Below are 17,373 nucleotides of genomic sequence, written 5' to 3' on the forward strand. Positions count from 1 at the left end.
TCCCCCAGTGTAGGCGAGCCCCTCCGCCCCCTCCCGCCGCCGGCCCGCACCCCGCCTCCCGCGGTGAGGATCGCCCTACGGGCGATTCTCACCATTCACTCCTGCACAGCGATCAGCTGTGTATCCGTCTGGGCGCGGGCTGCCGGGTGTCCCCCGACCGTCCGGCTACCGCGCGCCCCGCGGCCTCCGCTCTTCGTGCGGATCTCTATCCACTTCGCGAGCCCCGAGAGAAGGAGACAGATGCTGATGTAGATGGCACCGATCACGATAGCGGCGGGGATGATCGGACTGTCCAGGCTCGACTGGTTGCCGAGGTAGCGGGCGTAGTAAAGCAGTTCGTTGTAGGTGATGATCGAGCCAAGTGCCGTGTCCTTGAGGGCGACGACGAGCTGCGCAATGATCACCGGCAGCATCGAGCGGATCGCCTGCGGGAACAGGATCAGCCGCATCACGCCGGCCTTGCGCAGGCCGATCGCGTAGCCCGCCTCCTTTTGTCCGCGCGGGAGGGCTTCGACGCCGGCGCGGAAGATCTCGGAGAAGACGGACCCGTTGTAGAGGGTCAGAGCGATGACGACGGCGAGGTAGGGGCTGAGCTTCAGGCCCGCGAACGGCAGGCCGTAGTACATCAGCATCATCAGGATCAGCACGGGGATCGCCCGGAACAGCTCGATGAAGAGTGTGACCGGGAGGCTGATCCACCGATGGTCCGAGAGGCGGCCGATCGCGAGGAGTAGCCCGAGCACGAGACTGGCGACGCCGGCGGTGGCGAAGGCGGCCAGGGTCTGGCCGAGCGCTGCTCCGATGCTCTGCCACACCAGCGGATAACCGAACGCCCGCCACTTCGAGGCACTGAACTGGCCGGACTCGGCGAAGCGCCAGATCACGAAGGCGAGGAGCGCCGCGATCACCAGGACGACGACGACGCCGATGACGCGATTGCGCAGGACGGCGCGGGGGCCGGGGTTGTCGAAGAGGACGGAGCTCATCGGGCGACCCTCCACGTCTTCTCGAGCTGACGTTGGACGAGCGAGAGCAGGGTGACCAGGACCACGAAGGTCAGGGCCACCCAGAGGACGACGATGAGGCTGTTCTCGCCGCGCTCGTTGAGCACGCGGACGATGGTGCCCGCCTCCGCGACCGAGAAGCCGGCGGCGACGGTGGTGTTCTTCAGCAGCGCGATCAGCACGCTCATCAGCGGTGGGATAACGGAGCGGAAGGCCTGCGGAAGGACGACCTGCGTCATCGTGAGGCCGAAGTCGAGACCGATCGCGCGGGCCGCCTCGGCCTGACCGATCGGCACGGTGTTGATGCCCGAGCGCAGAACCTCCGCGACGTAGGTCGCGGTGTACAGGCTGAGGGCGCAGATCGCGAGGTTCGTGTAGTCGACATTCGGCAGGTCGAGCTTGGGATAGCCGAATGCGAAGAAGAACATCACCAGCGTGAGCGGAGTGTTCCGGATGGTGTTCACGTAGACCGTGCCGACCGCGCGCGCGATCGGGATGGGCGAGACGCGCATCGCGCCGACCACCGTACCGATCAGCAGGGCGAATACGAGCGAGACGCTGAAGAGGATCAGGGTGTTGCCAAAAGCCGGGACGTAGACGTCTAGGTTGTTCAACAGGACATCCATGCGGCTGGCCCTTCTGTCGGAGCGGTGGGGTGGTCGAGGAGAGGGGGACCCCCGGGCGACGCTGACGCCGCCCGGGGCACCTCTTAGTAGTCGTTCACCGCCGGCTGGGTGACCGTCGTGCCGGACTGGCCGAGCGTCTCGTCGTAGATGGCGCTCCAGGTGTCGCCGCCGTCGGTGAGCATGCCGTTGACAAAGTGGCGCAGTGCATCGTCACTCTTGGGCAGGCCGATGCCGTACAGCTCGGTGCTGAACGGCTCGCCGACGACCTTGAGCTCGTTGGGCTTCTGCGCCGCGTAGCCGATCAGGATCGCGCCGTCCGTGGTGACCGCGTCGACGGTGCCGTCGGAGAGAGCGTCCACGCACTGCGAATAGGTGTCGAACTCCTCCGTTTTCACCTCGGGGTAGTTGGTGCGGATGTTCTGGATCGGGGTCGAGCCGGTCGCCGAGCACACCGTGGTGTCCGCGCTGAGGCTGTCCGGGCCGGTGATCGTGCTGTTGTCGGCGGCGACGAGCAGCTGCTGTCCGGTCTCGAAGTAGGGTCCGGCGAAGCCGACCTGCTCCTTGCGCTTATCGGTGATCGAGTAGGTACCGACGTAGAAGTCGATGTCGCCGTTCACAATCGACGCCTCCCGGTTGGCCGAGGGGATCGCCGTGAACTCGATCTTGTCGGCCGAGAAGCCGAGGGAGGCAGCGACCCACTTCGCGATCTCGATGTCGAATCCGGAGCGCTGTCCGGTCGCCGCGTCGAGGTAGCCCAGCCCGGGCTGGTCCTCCTTGACGCCGATGGTGACCTTGTCGGCCGCGGTCATCGCGTCGAAGGTCGGGCTGCCCTCGACGGCGACGTCGGAGGCGACCTCGTAGGCAGAGGTTCCTCCCTCCGCTCCGCCACCGGCGGTTCCGGAGTCGCCGGCGCAGCCGGTGAGGGCGAGGGTCGCTGCTGCGAGTCCCGCGGTCATGAACATGAGCTTCGTGCGCATGATCGTCCTTCCTGGGTTCGGCCCGTCGATGCGGGCGATGTCAGATCGGCTCCCGCTGTACAGGGGTCCGACGGGTCTGAATGGCTGCTGGTCGCGCCGCTAGTGCGTGATGAGCTTGGAGAGGAAGTCCTTGGCCCGGTCGCTACGCGGGGCAGTGAAGAACGACTCCGGATCGGTGTCCTCGAGGATCTCGCCGTCGGCCATGAAGACAACGCGGTCGGCGGCCTTGCGGGCAAAGCCCATCTCGTGCGTGACGACGATCATGGTCATCCCCTCCTTGGCGAGCCCGACCATCACGTCGAGCACCTCGTTGATCATCTCGGGGTCCAGCGCCGAAGTGGGCTCGTCGAACAGCATCACCTTGGGCTTCATTGCGAGCGCCCGCGCGATGGCGACGCGCTGCTGCTGCCCGCCCGAGAGCTGAGCAGGAGTCTTCGCGGCCTGGTGGCCGACTCCGACCCGGTCGAGCAACGCCGTGGCCTGCGCCTCCGCGTCCTTGCGGGAGAGCCCCCGCACCTTGATCGGGCCGAGCGTGACGTTCTCGAGGATCGTCTTGTGCGCGAAGAGGTTGAACGACTGGAAGACCATCCCGACGTCGGCGCGGAGGGCGGCGAGGCCCTTGCCCTCCTCCGGCAGCTTCTGACCGTCGATGGTGATGGTGCCGCCGGAAATCGTCTCGAGCCGGTTCACCGTGCGGCACAGCGTCGACTTGCCGGAGCCGGAGGGGCCGAGGACGACGACAACCTCGCCGCGGTGCACCGTCAGATCGATGTCCTTCAGGGCGTGGAAGTCGCCGTAGTGCTTCTGCACTCCGGCGATGACGACAAGGGGTTCACCAACGGGAGCGGCAGCGCGCTCGTCTTGCGGGGCTGTGACCATGCCGCCAGAGAAGCACACGGGGATGGGCCGGTCAAATCATGAGCAATGTTTTAACCCAAGGGTAACAACGCGCACCGTCCTCCACCTCTGTCCGGCCGGGGACCGATTCCCTCAGGAACGCAGGGCGAAAGCGCTCTCGTAGAGGCAGACGGAGGCCGCGGTCGCGAGGTTGAGCGATTCCGCCGCGCCGTAGATCGGTACCGAGATGACGCCGTCCACGAGCGCGAGCGACTCGTCCTCGAGGCCACGGGCCTCGTTGCCGAAGACCCAGACGGTGGGCTGAGCGAGGTCGCCGCGGGCCCGGACCTCAAGCAGGTCCTCGCCCTTCACGTCCGCCGCGACCGAGCGCAGGCCCACGCCGCGCAGGCGCCCGAGGACGTCGGGGAGGTCGGCGCCGACCGCGACCGGCAGGTGGAACAGCGAGCCTGTGGTCGAGCGGACGACCTTGGCGTTGTAGAGGTCGACGGAGCAGCCAGAGAGCACGACGGCGTCGGCTCCGGCGGCGTCGGCCGCGCGGATGATCGTGCCCAGGTTGCCGGGATCCCGGACCTCCTCGAGGACCGCGACCAGGCGCGGCTCCGAGGCGACGACGTCCTTGAGCGACGTGGGGAACTGGCGGCACACCGCGACGAAGCCCTGGGGGGTGACGGTGTCGGCCATCGTGTCCAGGACGTCCTCGGTCACGTACTCGATGTCGACCTCCGCCTCCGCTGCTGCGGCGACGATCTCGGGGTGACGCTCCAGAGCGGTCGGAGTCGCGAATGATTCAACGAGCAGCTCCGGGCGGTAGTGCAGCGCCTCGGACATGGCCTGCGGACCCTCGAGGAGGAAGAGTCCCGTCTCGAGCCGGGCCGGGCGGCGGGTGAGCTTCGCCACAGAGCGGACACGGGGAGAGCGGGGGTTGTCGAGCATGCGGCGAGCCTATCGGCGCGGTGTTCGCGGGCCCGGCAGACACGACGCGCGGCCACCCCCAAGGACGCAAGGGGGCCGCGACCTCTCGATCGCGACCCCCTCCGGAATGCTGTGCCGATTACGCGGCGGCCCTGGGCGCCGAGGTGTCGGCGGGCAGCGCGCTCTTCGCGGTCGCGACGAGCGAGGCGAAGGTGGCGGGCTCCGTGATCGCGAGATCCGCGAGGATGCGGCGGTCGACCTGGACACCGGCCAGGGCGAGGCCCTGGATGAAGCGGTTGTAGGTCAGGCCGTTCGCGCGGGATGCCGCGTTGATGCGCTGGATCCAGAGGCGACGGAACTCGCCCTTCCTGGCGCGGCGGTCGCGGTACGAGTAGACGAGGGAGTGGGTGACCTGCTCCTTCGCCTTGCGGTAAAGGCGCGAACGCTGACCGCGGTAGCCCGAGGCGCGCTCGAGGATAACGCGACGCTTTTTGTGGGCGTTGACGGCCCTCTTCACTCTTGCCATTGCTCTTTCTTCCTATCGATCCGGGCGGTTGAGTAGCAAACTCCGCGGCGCAACGACTGCGCCGGCAGTGAGCTACAGACCGAGAAGCTTCTTGGCGACCTTGGCGTCCTGCGGGGCGAGGACCTGGTCCTGGTTGAGGCGGCGGGTGCGAACGCTGGACTTGGACTCCAGGTTGTGACGCATACCGGCCTGCTGCTTCATGACCTTGCCGGAGCCGGTCACCTTGAAGCGCTTCTTGGCACCCGAGTGGGTCTTCATCTTGGGCATGTTCTCTCCTTGTGAACGTCACACCGCGCACGGCGGGGCGAAACCGGTGCCCCATAAGCGGGGCGTCCACCGGCCCCGAGGCCGGGGCGGCGAAGTACTAGACGGACTCGGCCTCGGCCGTGTCCTCGGGGGTATTGGCCTCGCGACGAGCAGCGCGGACCGCATTGGCCTCTGCCTTCGCCTCGGACTTGTTCTTCAACGGGCCGATGACCATCACCATGTTGCGACCGTCGATGGTCGGTGTGGACTCGACCTGGCCGAACTCGGCGACGTCCTCCGCGAAACGCTGGAGCAGACGAACACCCATTTCGGGCCGCGACTGCTCGCGACCTCGGAAGAGGATCATCGCCTTGACCTTGTCGCCGGCCTTGAGGAAGCCTTCGGCGCGCTTGCGCTTGGTCTCGTAGTCGTGCTTGTCGATCTTCAGGCGGAAACGAACCTCCTTGAGGATCGTGTTCGCCTGGTTGCGACGGGCTTCCTTGAGCTTCTGAGCCTGCTCGTACTTGAACTTCCCGTAGTCCATGATCTTCGCTACGGGCGGCTTGGAGTTGGGGGCGACCTCGACCAGGTCCAGGTCTGCGTCCTGTGCGAGTCGCAGGGCGACCTCGATCTTGACGACGCCGACCTGTTCTCCGGCGGGACCCACGAGGCGAACCTCGGGGACGCGGATACGGTCGTTGGTACGGGGATCGCTGATTGCGCTTCTCCTCTGATCTCGGTGAGTGCAGCTGCGCTACCGGAGTCTTCTCCAGCGCACCCGAGAGAGGTGATCGTCCCGTCCACGTCGTGCGTGAGCACGGCGCTCGCACCCTGTGACGCGGTTCCCGAGGCGGACCTCGGGAGCCGCAGCCCTGCCCCCGCTGGTCTGGCGACCATCGGCGGCGGAGTGCTTCTGACCCGGTAACCTTGTGAAGCGGTCAAGCGCGGGTGGGAGAATCTCCACTTTCGAACCGAGGACATGCCTCGGAGCCCGGATAACCATAGCAGAACGACGGCCCACCCGACAGAGCGGATCCGGCCGCCCTCGATCCGGCGCCGCGCCCCGCCCAGCTCCCAGCCCCCGGACGACGAACGAAGGACGCATGGCCCAGGACGACGACGACACCTACAACGACGACTACACCCGACGCTTCGGCGAGGACGACGGCGCCTCCGACGTGGAGGCCGCCCGCGACATCGCGGAGGTCCCTGCGGTCGAGATCATCACCACCGCGGCGGTGCACCTCATGAGCGCCGCCGCCGTCAAATGCGGGCTCGCCGACGAGCCGGACGGGCAGGTCGACCTCGACGAGGCGCGCAAGCTGATCAACGCGCTCGCGGGGCTCGTCACGGCCGGTGCGCCCGACATCAGCGACATGCACGCCCGGAGCCTGCGCGATGGACTCCGCACCCTTCAGCTCGCGTTCCGCGAGGCCTCCCCCATCGCCGACTCGATCGGCAAGGGGCCGGGCGAGAAGTGGACGGGCCCGGTCACCTGATCCGGAGTCAGCGGGCCGCGGCGAGCTGGAGGGTCATCGAGTCGACGCGCCGCGCGACGGTGTCCTCCGCCGCCCACCGGTCGCCCAGACGCGCGATCAGGGCGCTCAGCGCCCCCTGATCGAGACCGGGATGCAGGCTCAGCACGACGACGAGTTCCGGTCCCGCGAGCCGTTGCGCCGGATCGCCCGCGCGAGCCGTCAGCGACGCCACGGCCGGCTCCCCCTCCGCACCCGCGCGCAGAGCGGCGAGGACGTCCGGGTCCGTGTCGGCCGGCCACCACTCGGCGCCCTCGACGATCGCCCACAGCGCCGGACGGCGGACCGCGAACTCCCCCTCGGAGGCGGGGTCGAGGACCATCACCTCGGTTCCCTCCGCCACCGCCGCCAGAGCCGCCCGACGTCCGTCGACCGGGACGGGACGGGCCGCCGGATCCCAGCGGCGCATGCTGTCCACGCCGCTGAAGACGGGGAGCACCGTGCGGCCGCCGGGGCCGGCGACGGTGACGATCGCCAGCTCCTGCGTCTTATCCGCTCGAAGGCCTCCCACGCCCGCTGCGTCCTCGCCGAGGCGCGCGATCAGCGGGATGAGCAGGCGGGACGAACGGAGCGCGTCCACCACGACCTCCGGTCCGCGAGCGCCGGACGTGAACGACGCGAGCGCGGCGACCAACGCCGGCGGGGCACTGCCGTCATCCTGCGGAGCGGCGCTCGGCTCGAAGTGCCGGCCGGCCCAGGGGGTGCCCGCGGAGTCGGTCAGATGCGCGGGGAGCGGGCCGGGGTCACTCGGATGCGACATCCAGGGCCTCCGCGAGCGTGAACGCGCCCGCGTACAGCGCCTTACCGACGATTGCGCCCTCGAGGCCCTGGGGCACGAGGTCCCGCAGTGCGGCGATGTCGTCGAGGTTCGAGATCCCGCCCGAGGCGATCACGGGGCGGTGCGTGCGGGCCATGACCTGCTCGAGCAGCTCGAGGTTCGGGCCCTTCAGCGTGCCGTCCTTGGTGACGTCGGTCACGACGTAGCGCGTGCAGCCCGCCTCCTCGAGCCGGTCGAGGACGTGCCAGAGATCGCCGCCCTCCCTGGTCCAGCCGCGGGCGGCGAGGGTCGTTCCGCGCACATCCAGCCCGACGGCGATCTGGTCGCCGTACTGGGCGATGACGCTCGCGGCCCACTCCGGATTTTCGAGCGCCGCGGTACCGAGGTTGATCCGCTTGGCGCCAGCGCTCAGAGCGGACTCGAGACTGCGATCGTCGCGGATCCCTCCGGAGAGCTCGACGTTGACGCTCTTCACCTGCCGAATGACCTTCTTCATGATGGCGTGGTTGTCGCCGCGGCCGAAGGCAGCGTCGAGGTCGACGAGGTGGATCCACGTCGCACCCTGGTCTGCCCAATCGCCGGCAGCGTCGAGGGGATCGCCGTAGTTGGTCTCCGTCCCGGCCTCGCCCTGCGTCAGCCGCACGGCCTTGCCGCCCGCCACGTCGATCGCGGGCAGGAGGACCAGGCCCGGAGCCTTGGTGAACTCGCTCATCGTCATCCTCAGTCTCGGTGCCGGCCCCTCGAGGCGCCGACCACCGGCCGATCCTAGTTCGTGCGGAGGCTGCCCAGCCAATTCGCCAGCAGGCGAAGCCCGGCGGCGCCCGACTTCTCGGGGTGGAACTGGGTCGCCGAGAGCGGACCGTTCTCGACCGCGGCGATGAAGGGACCCCCGTGCTCCGCCCAGGTCACCGCGGGTCGCGGGAACGGCGGCATCACGTCGAGCGACCACTCACGGGCGCCGTAGGAGTGCACGAAATAGAAGCGTTCCTCGGCGATCCCGTCGAAGAGCACCGAGCCCTGGGGAGCGGAGACGGTATTCCAGCCCATGTGCGGAACGACCTCGGCCGGGAGTCGGTCGACCGTGCCCGGCCACTCACCCAGCCCGGCACTCTCGACACCCCGCTCGACCCCGCGCTCGAACAGCACCTGCATCCCGACGCAGATGCCCAGGACGGGGCGACCGCCCGCGAGACGCTTCTCGATGATCTCGCCGCCCCGCGCCCGGCTGAGGGCCGCCATCACCGCGTCGAAGGCGCCGACTCCCGGAACGAGCAGGCCGTCGGCCTCGAGGGCGCGCTGCCGATCGCCGGTCAGCTCGACGTCGGCGCCGGCGAGTTCGAGCGCCTTGACGGCGGAGTGCACATTCCCCGAGCCGTAGTCGTAGACGACGACGGACGGGCGGCCCGACCTCACAGCGCGCCCTTGGTCGAGGGCACGCCCGAGACCAGCGGATCCAGTGCCTTCGCCTGCCGGAAAGCTCGGGCGAAGGCCTTGAATTCGGCTTCGGCGATGTGGTGCGGGTCGCGGCCGCCGAGCACGGTGACATGCACGGTGAGCCCGGCGTTGACGGCGATCGCCTCGAAGACGTGGCGAACCATCGATCCGGTGAAGTGGCCGCCGATCAGGTGCAGCGCGAAGCCTTCCGGCTCGCCGGTGTGCACGAGGTAGGGGCGGCCGGAGATGTCGACGACCGCCTGCACGAGCGCCTCGTCGAGGGGGACGAGCGCGTCACCGAAGCGAGAGATGCCGGCCTTGTCCCCGAGCGCCTGACGAATGGCGGAGCCGAGCACGATGCCGATGTCCTCGGCGGTGTGGTGGATGTCGATCTCGATGTCGCCGTGAGCTCGGACACGCAGGTCGGTCAGCGAGTGCTTGGCGAACGCCGTCAGCAGGTGATCGAAGAAGGGCACGCCGGTCTCGAGATCGGCCGCACCGGTGCCGTCGAGGTCGAGCGAGAGCTCGATACTCGACTCGGTGGTGGTACGGCTGAGGGAGGCGGTGCGCCCGGGTGCGGCGCTCGGGGAGATCATGGCTCCCAGTCTATTCGCGGACGATCACTGCCCCCAGGCGCGCTCTCACTCGCGCGCGAGCGCCACCGCGGGGTCGGCGGAGGGCGCGGAGAGGGAGGCGAGCGCTTCGAGGAACGCGGTCGTCTCCTCCTCGGTGCCGGCGCTCACGCGGAGGTGGCCGGGGATGCCGACATCACGGATGAGGACCCCGCGGGCGAGGAGGCCCTCGAACACGGCGGCCGGATCGTCGACTCCGCCGAAGAGGACGAAGTTGCTGCCCGTCGCCGAGGGACGGTAGCCGAGCGAGCGCAGACCCTCGATCATCCGATCGCGCTGCACGATGATCTCGCCGACCATCGCTAGCATCTCGTCGGCGTGGGCGAGGGCTGCGGTTGCCGCGGCCTGGGTGAGCGCCGAGAGGTGGTAGGGGAGGCGGACGAGGCGGAGCGCGTCGATCACGGCGGGGTCGGCGGCCAGGTAGCCGAGCCGGACGCCGGCGAAGGCGAAGGCCTTGCTCATCGTGCGAGAAACCAGCAGGCGCGGCCGCCCGGGAAGCAGGCTGAGGGCGGTGGGCGCGTCGCGGCCGGCGAATTCGGCGTAGGCCTCGTCGACCACGACTATCCCCTCCGTCGCGTCGTAGACGGCCTCGATCACGGTGAGGTCGAGTGGCGTGCCGGTGGGGTTGTTCGGCGCGCAGAGGACAACGATGTCCGGCTGGGCGCGGCGTACCTGCTCAGCGGCGAAGGCGGCTCCGACCTCGAACTCCGCCTCGCGCGGGGCCGGGATCCATGTGGTCCCGCTTCCCGAGGCGAGGATCGAGTACATCGAATAGGTGGGGGCGAAGCCCAGCAGAGAGCGTCCGGGGCCACCGAAGGCCTGGAGGACGTGCTGCAGCACCTCGTTGGAGCCATTCGCCGCCCAGACTCCGTCGGCGGTGAGGCCGTGCCCGAGATAGCCGGCAAGTGACTCGCGCAGTTCGCGGAACTCTCGATCGGGGTACCGATTGACGGTTTGCAGGGCCTCGGACACGCGGCCGACGATGTCGGCGATCACGTCGTCCGGGACCGGATGGGTGTTCTCGTTGACGTTGAGCGCCACGGGGACGACGACCTGCGGCGCACCGTAGGGGTGCTTGCCTCGGAGATCGTCGCGGAGGGGGAGGTCGTCGAGAGTCGTCACCAGAGAATGGTAGCGAGGCGTCCGACCCGGCCTCAGTGCGCGGTGTCGTATTCGGCCGGGATCGCCAGGCGCTGGCCGGGCTCGACACCCGCGCTGGAGAGCTGGTTGAGCGAGAGGATGTCGTCGACCACATCGCGCGGGTCGGACCGGGGCGCGAGCTCCTCCGCGAGCGACCAGAGCGACTCCCCCGCGTGGACCGTGACGTACCGGAACTCGACGGCTGCCGTATCGCTCGACGCCGCCGCCCCACCGCCGTTGAGACCGAACGCGAAGGCACCGGCGACGATCGGCAGCGCACCGAGTGCGGCGACCACGGCGCGGCCCCGGCGGGTGAGGCGCAGGTGGGTGCGGATGATGCGCGCCCGGGCAGGAGCGCCCTGCTGCTCAGGAACGGACTCCAGGGCCGCGGACTGCGGCTCCGACACGGGCTGCGGCCCCGACACGGACTGAGCCGCGTGCGAGTGTGCCAGCGAGCGGGAGGTGAGCTGTGCGGTCATGAGATCGCTCCTTTCAACAGGGATTCGGGGAGGCCCTCGGCCGGGAGGGCCACCCCGAACGCCTGTACCGAACATATCTTCGAACACCCCGCGGGTCAAGCGACCCGGGCGGCCGACCCGCAGCGGAACGTGCACGCGACACACTCGAACGAATGTTCCGCACGCGGACTCCCGGCGGATACAGTTTCGAGAGCCTGGTCGTAGTACAGCAGCGACCACCGACATTCGACGGATGGTCGCGACCGGGCACGCGCGCACGCGGCGTGCGCGCCGGGATAGAGGGAGCATCGTGAGCGACGCGCGAACGGCCGGCACGTCGGCCGCCAAGACGAAGGCCGCCGCCGGTCGGCGCCGGAAGAGCCTGAGCGCGAAACAACTCGCGATCATGGACGCGATCCAGCGCTCGGTATCGAGTCGTGGTTACCCGCCGAGCATGCGCGAGATCGGCGACGCCGTCGGGCTCGCCTCACTCTCCAGCGTCACCCACCAGTTGAACCAGCTCGAGCTCAGCGGCTACCTGCGGCGCGACCCCAACCGCCCTCGCGCGCTCGAAATCCTCATCGACGTGCCCAGCTCCACGGAGGACGACGGCTCGTTCGAATCGAGTGCCACGGTCGGCGACGCGGCAATGGTCCCCCTGGTCGGCCGGATCGCGGCGGGCGTGCCGATCATGGCCGACCAGCAGATCGACGAAGTCTTCCCGCTGCCGCGACAGCTCGTCGGCAAGGGCGAGCTGTTCATGCTCAAGGTCGTCGGCGAGTCGATGATCGACGCCGCGATCTGCGACGGCGACTGGGTGGTCGTCCGCTCTCAGCGCACCGCCGAGAACGGCGAGATCGTGGCGGCGATGCTCGACGGCGAGGCCACCGTCAAGGTGCTTCGCCAGCGCGACGGTCACACCTGGCTGCTCCCCCGCAACTCCAACTTCGAGCCGATCCTGGGCGACGAGGCCGAGGTGCTCGGGAAGATCGTCGCGGTCCTCCGCTCGGTCTGAGGCGGCAGCGCAGGAGGGGCCCGGACCGGCGCGCAGCCGACCGGGCCCCTCCTGTGCGCAGAGCGCCTCCGTGTACAGAGCGCCCGCGTGTGCCGAGCGCTCAGACGGCGGCGAGCGTGGCGCGAGCCTTGGTCGCGGCTGCCACGAGCGCGCGGAGGGAGGCCAGCGTCTCGTCGTATCCGCGCGTCTTCAGCCCGCAGTCCGGGTTGATCCAGAGCTGGCGCACCGGGATCGAGTCGAGCGCGATCCGGACGAGTTCACCGAGTTCGTCGTCGCCCGGCACGCGCGGCGAGTGGATGTCCCAGACCCCCGGTCCAATCCCCCGCGCGAAACCCGAGCGCTCGATGTCGGCTACCACCTCCATCCGCGAACGCGCCGCCTCGATGCTGGTCACGTCCGCGTCGAGCAAGTCGATTGCGTCGATGACGACTCCGAACTCGGAATAACAGAGGTGCGTGTGGATCTGGGTCGCCGTCGCCGCTGCACCCGTCGCGAGCCGGAAGGCGCCGACCGACCACTCCAGATAGGCGGGTTGGGCCGCGGCCTCGAGCGGCAGGAGTTCCCGTAGCGCCGGCTCATCCACCTGCACGATGCGGATCCCGGCGCGCTCCAGGTCGGCGATCTCGTCGCGGAGTGCGAGTGCGACCTGATCGGCCGTCTCGGCGAGCGGCTGGTCGTCACGGACGAAGGACCAGGCGAGGATCGTCACCGGTCCGGTCAGCATCCCCTTCACCGGCCGGTCGGTGAGCGACTGGGTGAAGCCCGACCACTCGACCGTGATCGGCGCCGGACGCGACACATCACCCCACAGCAGCGAGGGCCGCGTGCAGCGGCTGCCGTAGGACTGCACCCAGCCGTTCTGCGTCACCGCGAAGCCGTCGAGGTGCTCGGCGAAGTACTGCACCATGTCGTTGCGCTCAGGTTCGCCGTGCACCAGCACGTCGAGGCCGAGATCCTCCTGGAGGCGCACCACCCGCTCGATCTCCTCCCGCATCCGCTCGCTGTACTGCTCGGCAGAGAGGTCGCCCCGACGAAGGGCAGCGCGAGCCGTGCGGATCTCGCGCGTCTGCGGGAACGAGCCGATCGTCGTCGTGGGCAGCAGCGGCAGGGCGAGCGCCTCGTGCTGGGCAGCGAGGCGCTCGGCGGCGGGCGCTCGGTGCCGGTCCTCGGGGCGGAGCGACGCGGCGCGGGTGCGCACGGCGCCGTCACGCACTCCCGGTGCCGTGCGGCGGTCCTCCCACGCGGTGGTCGCGGCCTCGAGCTCCGCGCTGACGGACGCCCGGCCCTCCCGCAGACCCCGCGCGAGTACGGCGACCTGCTCGACCTTCTGGTCGGCGAAGGCGAGCCACGACGCCAAACGCGGATCGAGATCCGGCTCGTCGGCGACATCGTGGGGCAGGTGGAAGAGCGAGGTGGAGCTGGAGACCGCGACGCTCGCGGCGAGCGGGCGCAGTGCCTCCGCCTTCTCCAGGGCGGCAGAGAGGTCACCGCGCCAGACGTTGTGCCCGTCGACGACGCCGGCCACGAGCACGGTGCGCTCCAGTGCGGGCACCGCGGCCGGAGCGGCGCCCTTCACGAGGTCGACGCCGACGGCCTCGACGCCCGCCTGAACGAGGACCGGCAGGGCGTCGCCGAGGGTGCCGTACGGCGCTGCGACGAACAGCGCGGGCCGCTCCTGCGCGGCGACGAGCTGCTGGTAGGCCGCCGCAACGGCCGCGAGGACGCGGTCCCTCGAGACGCCCAGCGACTCCGACACCAGAGCCGGCTCGTCGAGTTGCACCCACTCGGCCCCGGCCTCGCGCAGGCGGGCCAGCAGCTCGGCGTAGACCGGGACGAGGTCGTCGAGGCGCGCAAGCGGCTCGAAGCCCTCCGGTGCCGTCGCGTCGGGCTTGGCGAGCAGGAGGTACGTCACCGGCCCGACCAGGACCGGCCGAGTGGTGAAGCCCGCTTCGCGCGCCTCCGCCACCTCGCGCACGCGACGGGTGTCGGCGAGCGAGAAGACGGTGTCCGGACCGATCTCGGGCACGAGATAGTGGTAGTTGGAGTCGAACCACTTGGTCATCTCCAACGGCGCCCGATCGCCGTCGCCGCGGGCCAGTGTGAAGGATCCTGCAAGGTCCACCGCTCCGTCGACAACGAGATCCGCGAAGCGCTCCGGGATCGCGCCGACCGCGAGCGTGGTGTCGAGCACCTGGTCGTAGAAGGAGTGCGCCTCGGGAATCGACGAGTCGTCGCGGCCGAGGCCGAGGGCGAGCAGGCGCTCACGGGTGGCGGTGCGCAGTGCGGCCCCCTCCTCTTCCACCTGATCGGCAGTGACGGCGCCGGACCAGAACGACTCGACGGCCTTCTTCAGCTCGCGGCGGCGCCCGATGCGGGGGTAGCCGAGGACGGTTCCAGTCGGGAAGGCGGGTGTAGTGCTCATGCGGTTGGCTCCTGAGGGGACGGGGTGGACAGGACGGCGGCGGTCGGGAGGGGCGGCACGGATCCGGGCGGCAGCAGCCCGGTCTCGGCCAGCACGGCCAGCACCGCCTCGTCGCGGTTGAAGGCGTAGAGATGGACGGCGGGGGCGCCCCCGTCGACGACGGTGCGAATCAGTCTCGCGGCGTACTCGACGCCGATCCGCAGCCGAGCCTCGTCGTCCGGCTCGACGTCGAGGGCGATCGCGAGATCGGCGGGCAGGTCCTCGCCGCTGAGTTCCAGCATCCGCCTCAGCCGCGCGGGGCTGGTGACGGGCATGACACCCGGGACGATCGGCATCCGCAGTCCTGCCGCGCGGGCGCGGTCGACGAAGCGCAGGTAGTCCTCGGCGTGGAAGAAGAGCTGGGTGAGGGCGAACGAGGCTCCCGCCGCCTCCTTCGCCAGCAGGACGTCGATGTCCTGCGTCCGCGAGCGCGAGCGGGGGTGCCCGTTCGGGAAGGCTGCGACGGCGACCTCCGCGTGCGGCCGCGCCGCCACGTCCACGCGCTGCGCGTTCGGCAGACCCGGCACCGGCACGGCTCCGTACGGCTCGCGCTCGGCCTGCACGCGGTGGATCAGCTGCACCAGTTCGGCGGCGCTAGCGAGCTCGCCGAGGCACGCCGCCTCCTCCGGTGTTCCGGTCGGCCGGTCACCACGCAGCGCGAGGAAGCGGGTGACCCCGGCCTCGAGGAACTCGCGGACGAGGCGGCTCGCTTCCTCGTGCGTCGACCCGATGCAGGTGAGGTGTGCGAGGGCCGGAGTCGCTGTCCGCTCGAGCAGGTAGCGCAGAATCCCGAGCGACGCGCTCCGCGAGGACCCTTGCGCCCCATAGGTCACCGAGACGAAGGAGGGACCCGCGGCCGTGAGCCGGTCGACCGTCCGCAGGAGCGCGAGCGAGCCGGCGGCGGTCCGCGGCGGGTAGACCTCGAAGGAGAACGGGACGCGCGGACAGGCGGGCTCCGACTCCGATCGCTGCTCCGACACCGCAGTGCCCTCCGTTCCTCGTTCGACCCCGGAAGGTCGGCTGGGTTCGGGCGGGTGCCGGGCTCGGCTGTCGCTCCACGCGCCGGTCGGCGCCTCGCGGATCAGGGTAGGAACGACGAACGCCGGAGTCCATTCGCGTGACGCTGGATGAACAGATGTGACGCTGTATGTCGTCGCCGCTACACGAAACGCCCACCTCCCAGAAAGGGAGGCGGGCGCTTCAGTGCCGGGATCAGGCCTGCACGGCCGCCCCGGGCACCTGGAACTCGGCGAGCGAGCCCGCGAGGTCAGCGTGGACCAGAGCGATCACGTGCGTGCCGCCCTCGACGTACTGCGTCGACAGGATCCGGCCGCTGCGGTGCAGGTGCGAGATCACATCGCCGCGGTCGTACGGTACGAGCAGGTCGATCTCAACGTCGGGCTCGGGCAGGATCTCGGCGATCCGCGCCTCCAGCTCATCGATGCCCTCACCGCTGCGCGCCGACACGAAAACAGCGTCGGGGGCGAGACCGCGCAGTACCAGCCGCGTTCCCTCATCGACCAGATCCGCCTTGTTGAACGCGATGATCTCGGGGATGCCGCGCGCACCCACCTCGCCGATCACGTCGCGCACCGTGGCGATCTGCCCGGCGGGATCGGGGTGGGAGGCATCGACGACGTGGACGATCACGTCGGAATCAGCCACCTCTTCCAGCGTGGACCGGAACGCCTCGACCAACTGGTGCGGAAGCGCTCGGACGAATCCCACCGTGTCGGCAAGCGTGTAGACGCGGCCATCGCTGGTCTGCGCCTTCCGGACGGTCGCGTCCAGGGTCGCGAACAGCGCGTTCTCGACCAGGACACCCGCATGAGTCATCCGGTTGAGCAGGCTCGACTTGCCGGCGTTGGTGTAGCCCGCGATCGCCACCGAGGGGACGGCGTTGCGCTTGCGGTTCGCGCGCTTGGCCTCACGAGCCGGCTTCATCGCGGTGATCTGCTTGCGCAGTCGTGCCATCCTCGTGTGGATCCGGCGACGGTCGAGTTCGATCTTGGTCTCACCCGGTCCGCGCGAGCCCATTCCGGCTCCCGCACCGACCTGGCCTCCGGCCTGCCGGGACATCGACTCGCCCCAACCGCGGAGTCTCGGCAGCAGGTACTCGAGCTGCGCGAGTTCGACCTGCGCCTTGCCCTCCCGGCTCGTGGCGTGCTGGCTGAAGATGTCAAGGATCACCGCGGTGCGGTCGATCACCTTCACCTTCACCACGTCCTCCAGCGCTCGGCGCTGGCTCGGTGCGAGTTCGGTGTCGGCGACGACCGTGTCGGCGCCGACGGCAGCGACGAGCCCCGCGAGCTCCTGAGCCTTGCCCTTGCCCAGGTAGGTGCTCGGGTCGGGGTGCGGGCGACGCTGCAGCAGGCCGTCGAGCACGGTCGCGCCCGCGGTCTCCGCAAGCGCAGCGAGCTCGTGCAGCGAATTCTCCGCGTCGTCCAGAGAATTCTGCGAGTAGACGCCGATCAGCACGACGTTCTCCAGGCGCACCTGGCGGTACTCGACCTCCGTGACGTCCTCGAGCTCGGTCGACAGCCCGGCGACGCGCCGCAGCGCCTGCCGGTCGTCGCGGTCGAACTGTTCGCCGTCACTGTTCTCGCCGCGGCTGTTCTCGCCCGCGTGGCCCGCGCTCTGCAACGCCTGGGCGCCACCCGCGACGAATCGCGAGTACCCGGTCGAGCGCGACTGCGCGTTCGCCAGGACCCTCGAGACCACGTCCACGGCCTCGGTCGTGTCGGTCTCGTTCAGGTCTTCCGTCATCCGGA

19 protein-coding genes are annotated in these 17,373 nt (G+C 69.7%); 2 read left to right on the plus strand and 17 right to left on the minus strand.

Going from position 1 to position 17,373, the window contains the following annotated elements:
- Nucleotides 1–95: 95 nt before the first annotated feature.
- The 8 genes from C5D07_RS12620 to infC form a co-directional block, all read right to left on the minus strand.
- Nucleotides 96–986, minus strand: coding sequence for an amino acid ABC transporter permease (locus tag C5D07_RS12620; RefSeq protein ID WP_104259502.1), 891 nt, complete (start codon nt 984–986; stop codon nt 96–98).
- The gene (locus C5D07_RS12625) at nt 983–1,630 is read right to left on the minus strand and encodes an amino acid ABC transporter permease (protein ID WP_068252421.1); all 648 of its coding nucleotides are present in this window, start codon (nt 1,628–1,630) and stop codon (nt 983–985) included. The genes C5D07_RS12620 and C5D07_RS12625 overlap by 4 nt, the downstream gene beginning before the upstream one ends.
- 83 nt (nt 1,631–1,713) lie before the next feature.
- Nucleotides 1,714–2,607 carry a glutamate ABC transporter substrate-binding protein gene (locus tag C5D07_RS12630; protein ID WP_181134358.1) on the minus strand — a complete coding sequence of 298 codons (894 nt, stop codon included), beginning with the start codon at nt 2,605–2,607 and terminating at the stop codon, nt 1,714–1,716.
- Nucleotides 2,608–2,706: 99 nt separating this feature from the next.
- Entirely contained in the window at nt 2,707–3,486 is a 780-nt protein-coding gene (locus C5D07_RS12635; protein WP_068252413.1) for an amino acid ABC transporter ATP-binding protein, read from the minus strand.
- Nucleotides 3,487–3,597: 111 nt separating this feature from the next.
- Nucleotides 3,598–4,398 (minus strand): TrmH family RNA methyltransferase, encoded by an 801-nt coding sequence (locus C5D07_RS12640; protein WP_104259480.1) that lies wholly within the window; start codon nt 4,396–4,398, stop codon nt 3,598–3,600.
- A 118-nt stretch (nt 4,399–4,516) separates the two neighbouring features.
- Complete coding sequence (gene rplT, locus C5D07_RS12645) at nt 4,517–4,903, minus strand: 50S ribosomal protein L20 (RefSeq protein ID WP_068252408.1); 387 nt, start codon at nt 4,901–4,903, stop codon at nt 4,517–4,519.
- A 72-nt stretch (nt 4,904–4,975) separates the two neighbouring features.
- Nucleotides 4,976–5,170: a 50S ribosomal protein L35 gene (gene rpmI / locus C5D07_RS12650; RefSeq protein ID WP_055793295.1), complete on the minus strand. Its 195-nt coding sequence runs from the start codon at nt 5,168–5,170 to the stop codon at nt 4,976–4,978.
- A 97-nt stretch (nt 5,171–5,267) separates the two neighbouring features.
- On the minus strand, nt 5,268–5,867 hold the full coding sequence (gene infC / locus C5D07_RS12655) for a translation initiation factor IF-3 (protein WP_084415833.1): 600 nt from the start codon (nt 5,865–5,867) through the stop codon (nt 5,268–5,270).
- Between the two features lie 385 nt (nt 5,868–6,252).
- Between infC and C5D07_RS12660 the strand changes: the two genes are divergently transcribed.
- Nucleotides 6,253–6,648 carry a DUF1844 domain-containing protein gene (locus tag C5D07_RS12660; protein WP_104259481.1) on the plus strand — a complete coding sequence of 132 codons (396 nt, stop codon included), beginning with the start codon at nt 6,253–6,255 and terminating at the stop codon, nt 6,646–6,648.
- A gap of 7 nt (nt 6,649–6,655) precedes the next feature.
- Here the strand turns inward: C5D07_RS12660 and C5D07_RS12665 are convergent, their stop codons facing one another.
- The 6 genes from C5D07_RS12665 to C5D07_RS12690 are packed head-to-tail and all read right to left on the minus strand — an operon-like array spanning nt 6,656 to nt 11,147.
- On the minus strand, nt 6,656–7,444 hold the full coding sequence (locus tag C5D07_RS12665; RefSeq protein ID WP_104259482.1) for an SseB family protein: 789 nt from the start codon (nt 7,442–7,444) through the stop codon (nt 6,656–6,658).
- On the minus strand, nt 7,428–8,174 hold the full coding sequence (gene priA / locus C5D07_RS12670) for a bifunctional 1-(5-phosphoribosyl)-5-((5-phosphoribosylamino)methylideneamino)imidazole-4-carboxamide isomerase/phosphoribosylanthranilate isomerase PriA (protein WP_068257097.1): 747 nt from the start codon (nt 8,172–8,174) through the stop codon (nt 7,428–7,430). Before priA ends, C5D07_RS12665 begins: the two co-directional genes overlap by 17 nt.
- Nucleotides 8,175–8,227: 53 nt before the next feature.
- Nucleotides 8,228–8,875, minus strand: coding sequence for an imidazole glycerol phosphate synthase subunit HisH (gene hisH, locus C5D07_RS12675; RefSeq protein ID WP_068252403.1), 648 nt, complete (start codon nt 8,873–8,875; stop codon nt 8,228–8,230).
- Complete coding sequence (gene hisB / locus C5D07_RS12680; protein WP_068252401.1) at nt 8,872–9,492, minus strand: imidazoleglycerol-phosphate dehydratase HisB; 621 nt, start codon at nt 9,490–9,492, stop codon at nt 8,872–8,874. Before hisB ends, hisH begins: the two co-directional genes overlap by 4 nt.
- A 45-nt stretch (nt 9,493–9,537) precedes the next feature.
- Complete coding sequence (locus tag C5D07_RS12685; RefSeq protein ID WP_104259483.1) at nt 9,538–10,653, minus strand: histidinol-phosphate transaminase; 1,116 nt, start codon at nt 10,651–10,653, stop codon at nt 9,538–9,540.
- A gap of 29 nt (nt 10,654–10,682) precedes the next feature.
- A complete protein-coding gene (locus tag C5D07_RS12690) occupies nt 10,683–11,147 on the minus strand; it encodes a LysM peptidoglycan-binding domain-containing protein (RefSeq protein WP_084415832.1) in 465 nt (154 codons plus the stop codon).
- Nucleotides 11,148–11,436: 289 nt separating this feature from the next.
- Between C5D07_RS12690 and lexA the strand changes: the two genes are divergently transcribed.
- Nucleotides 11,437–12,141, plus strand: coding sequence for a transcriptional repressor LexA (gene lexA / locus C5D07_RS12695; RefSeq protein ID WP_068252394.1), 705 nt, complete (start codon nt 11,437–11,439; stop codon nt 12,139–12,141).
- A gap of 100 nt (nt 12,142–12,241) precedes the next feature.
- On the opposite strand, the gene metE is transcribed toward lexA, so the two are convergent.
- The 3 genes from metE to hflX all read right to left on the minus strand — a co-directional run bounded on the left by metE (nt 12,242) and on the right by hflX (nt 17,368).
- Nucleotides 12,242–14,563: a 5-methyltetrahydropteroyltriglutamate--homocysteine S-methyltransferase gene (gene metE / locus C5D07_RS12700; RefSeq protein WP_104259484.1), complete on the minus strand. Its 2,322-nt coding sequence runs from the start codon at nt 14,561–14,563 to the stop codon at nt 12,242–12,244.
- Nucleotides 14,560–15,582: a methylenetetrahydrofolate reductase gene (locus C5D07_RS12705; protein WP_068252390.1), complete on the minus strand. Its 1,023-nt coding sequence runs from the start codon at nt 15,580–15,582 to the stop codon at nt 14,560–14,562. The genes metE and C5D07_RS12705 overlap by 4 nt, the downstream gene beginning before the upstream one ends.
- Before the next feature lie 232 nt (nt 15,583–15,814).
- Nucleotides 15,815–17,368 carry a GTPase HflX gene (gene hflX, locus C5D07_RS12710; RefSeq protein WP_104259485.1) on the minus strand — a complete coding sequence of 518 codons (1,554 nt, stop codon included), beginning with the start codon at nt 17,366–17,368 and terminating at the stop codon, nt 15,815–15,817.
- Nucleotides 17,369–17,373: the final 5 nt, after the last annotated feature.

It is taken from the genome of Rathayibacter tritici, from assembly GCF_002932875.1.
Taxonomy (GTDB): Bacteria; Actinomycetota; Actinomycetes; order Actinomycetales; family Microbacteriaceae; genus Rathayibacter; species Rathayibacter tritici.

Coding starts and splice junctions, on each gene's coding strand:
- C5D07_RS12620 (WP_104259502.1), bottom strand. CDS start 986: ATGAGCTCCGTCCTCTTCGACAACCCCGGCCCCCGCGCCGTCCTGCGC.
- C5D07_RS12625 (WP_068252421.1), bottom strand. CDS start 1,630: ATGGATGTCCTGTTGAACAACCTAGACGTCTACGTCCCGGCTTTTGGC.
- C5D07_RS12630 (WP_181134358.1), bottom strand. CDS start 2,607: ATGCGCACGAAGCTCATGTTCATGACCGCGGGACTCGCAGCAGCGACC.
- C5D07_RS12635 (WP_068252413.1), bottom strand. CDS start 3,486: ATGGTCACAGCCCCGCAAGACGAGCGCGCTGCCGCTCCCGTTGGTGAA.
- C5D07_RS12640 (WP_104259480.1), bottom strand. CDS start 4,398: ATGCTCGACAACCCCCGCTCTCCCCGTGTCCGCTCTGTGGCGAAGCTC.
- rplT (WP_068252408.1), bottom strand. CDS start 4,903: ATGGCAAGAGTGAAGAGGGCCGTCAACGCCCACAAAAAGCGTCGCGTT.
- rpmI (WP_055793295.1), bottom strand. CDS start 5,170: ATGCCCAAGATGAAGACCCACTCGGGTGCCAAGAAGCGCTTCAAGGTG.
- C5D07_RS12660 (WP_104259481.1), top strand. CDS start 6,253: ATGGCCCAGGACGACGACGACACCTACAACGACGACTACACCCGACGC.
- C5D07_RS12665 (WP_104259482.1), bottom strand. CDS start 7,444: ATGTCGCATCCGAGTGACCCCGGCCCGCTCCCCGCGCATCTGACCGAC.
- priA (WP_068257097.1), bottom strand. CDS start 8,174: ATGAGCGAGTTCACCAAGGCTCCGGGCCTGGTCCTCCTGCCCGCGATC.
- hisB (WP_068252401.1), bottom strand. CDS start 9,492: ATGATCTCCCCGAGCGCCGCACCCGGGCGCACCGCCTCCCTCAGCCGT.
- C5D07_RS12690 (WP_084415832.1), bottom strand. CDS start 11,147: ATGACCGCACAGCTCACCTCCCGCTCGCTGGCACACTCGCACGCGGCT.
- metE (WP_104259484.1), bottom strand. CDS start 14,563: ATGAGCACTACACCCGCCTTCCCGACTGGAACCGTCCTCGGCTACCCC.
- hflX (WP_104259485.1), bottom strand. CDS start 17,368: ATGACGGAAGACCTGAACGAGACCGACACGACCGAGGCCGTGGACGTG.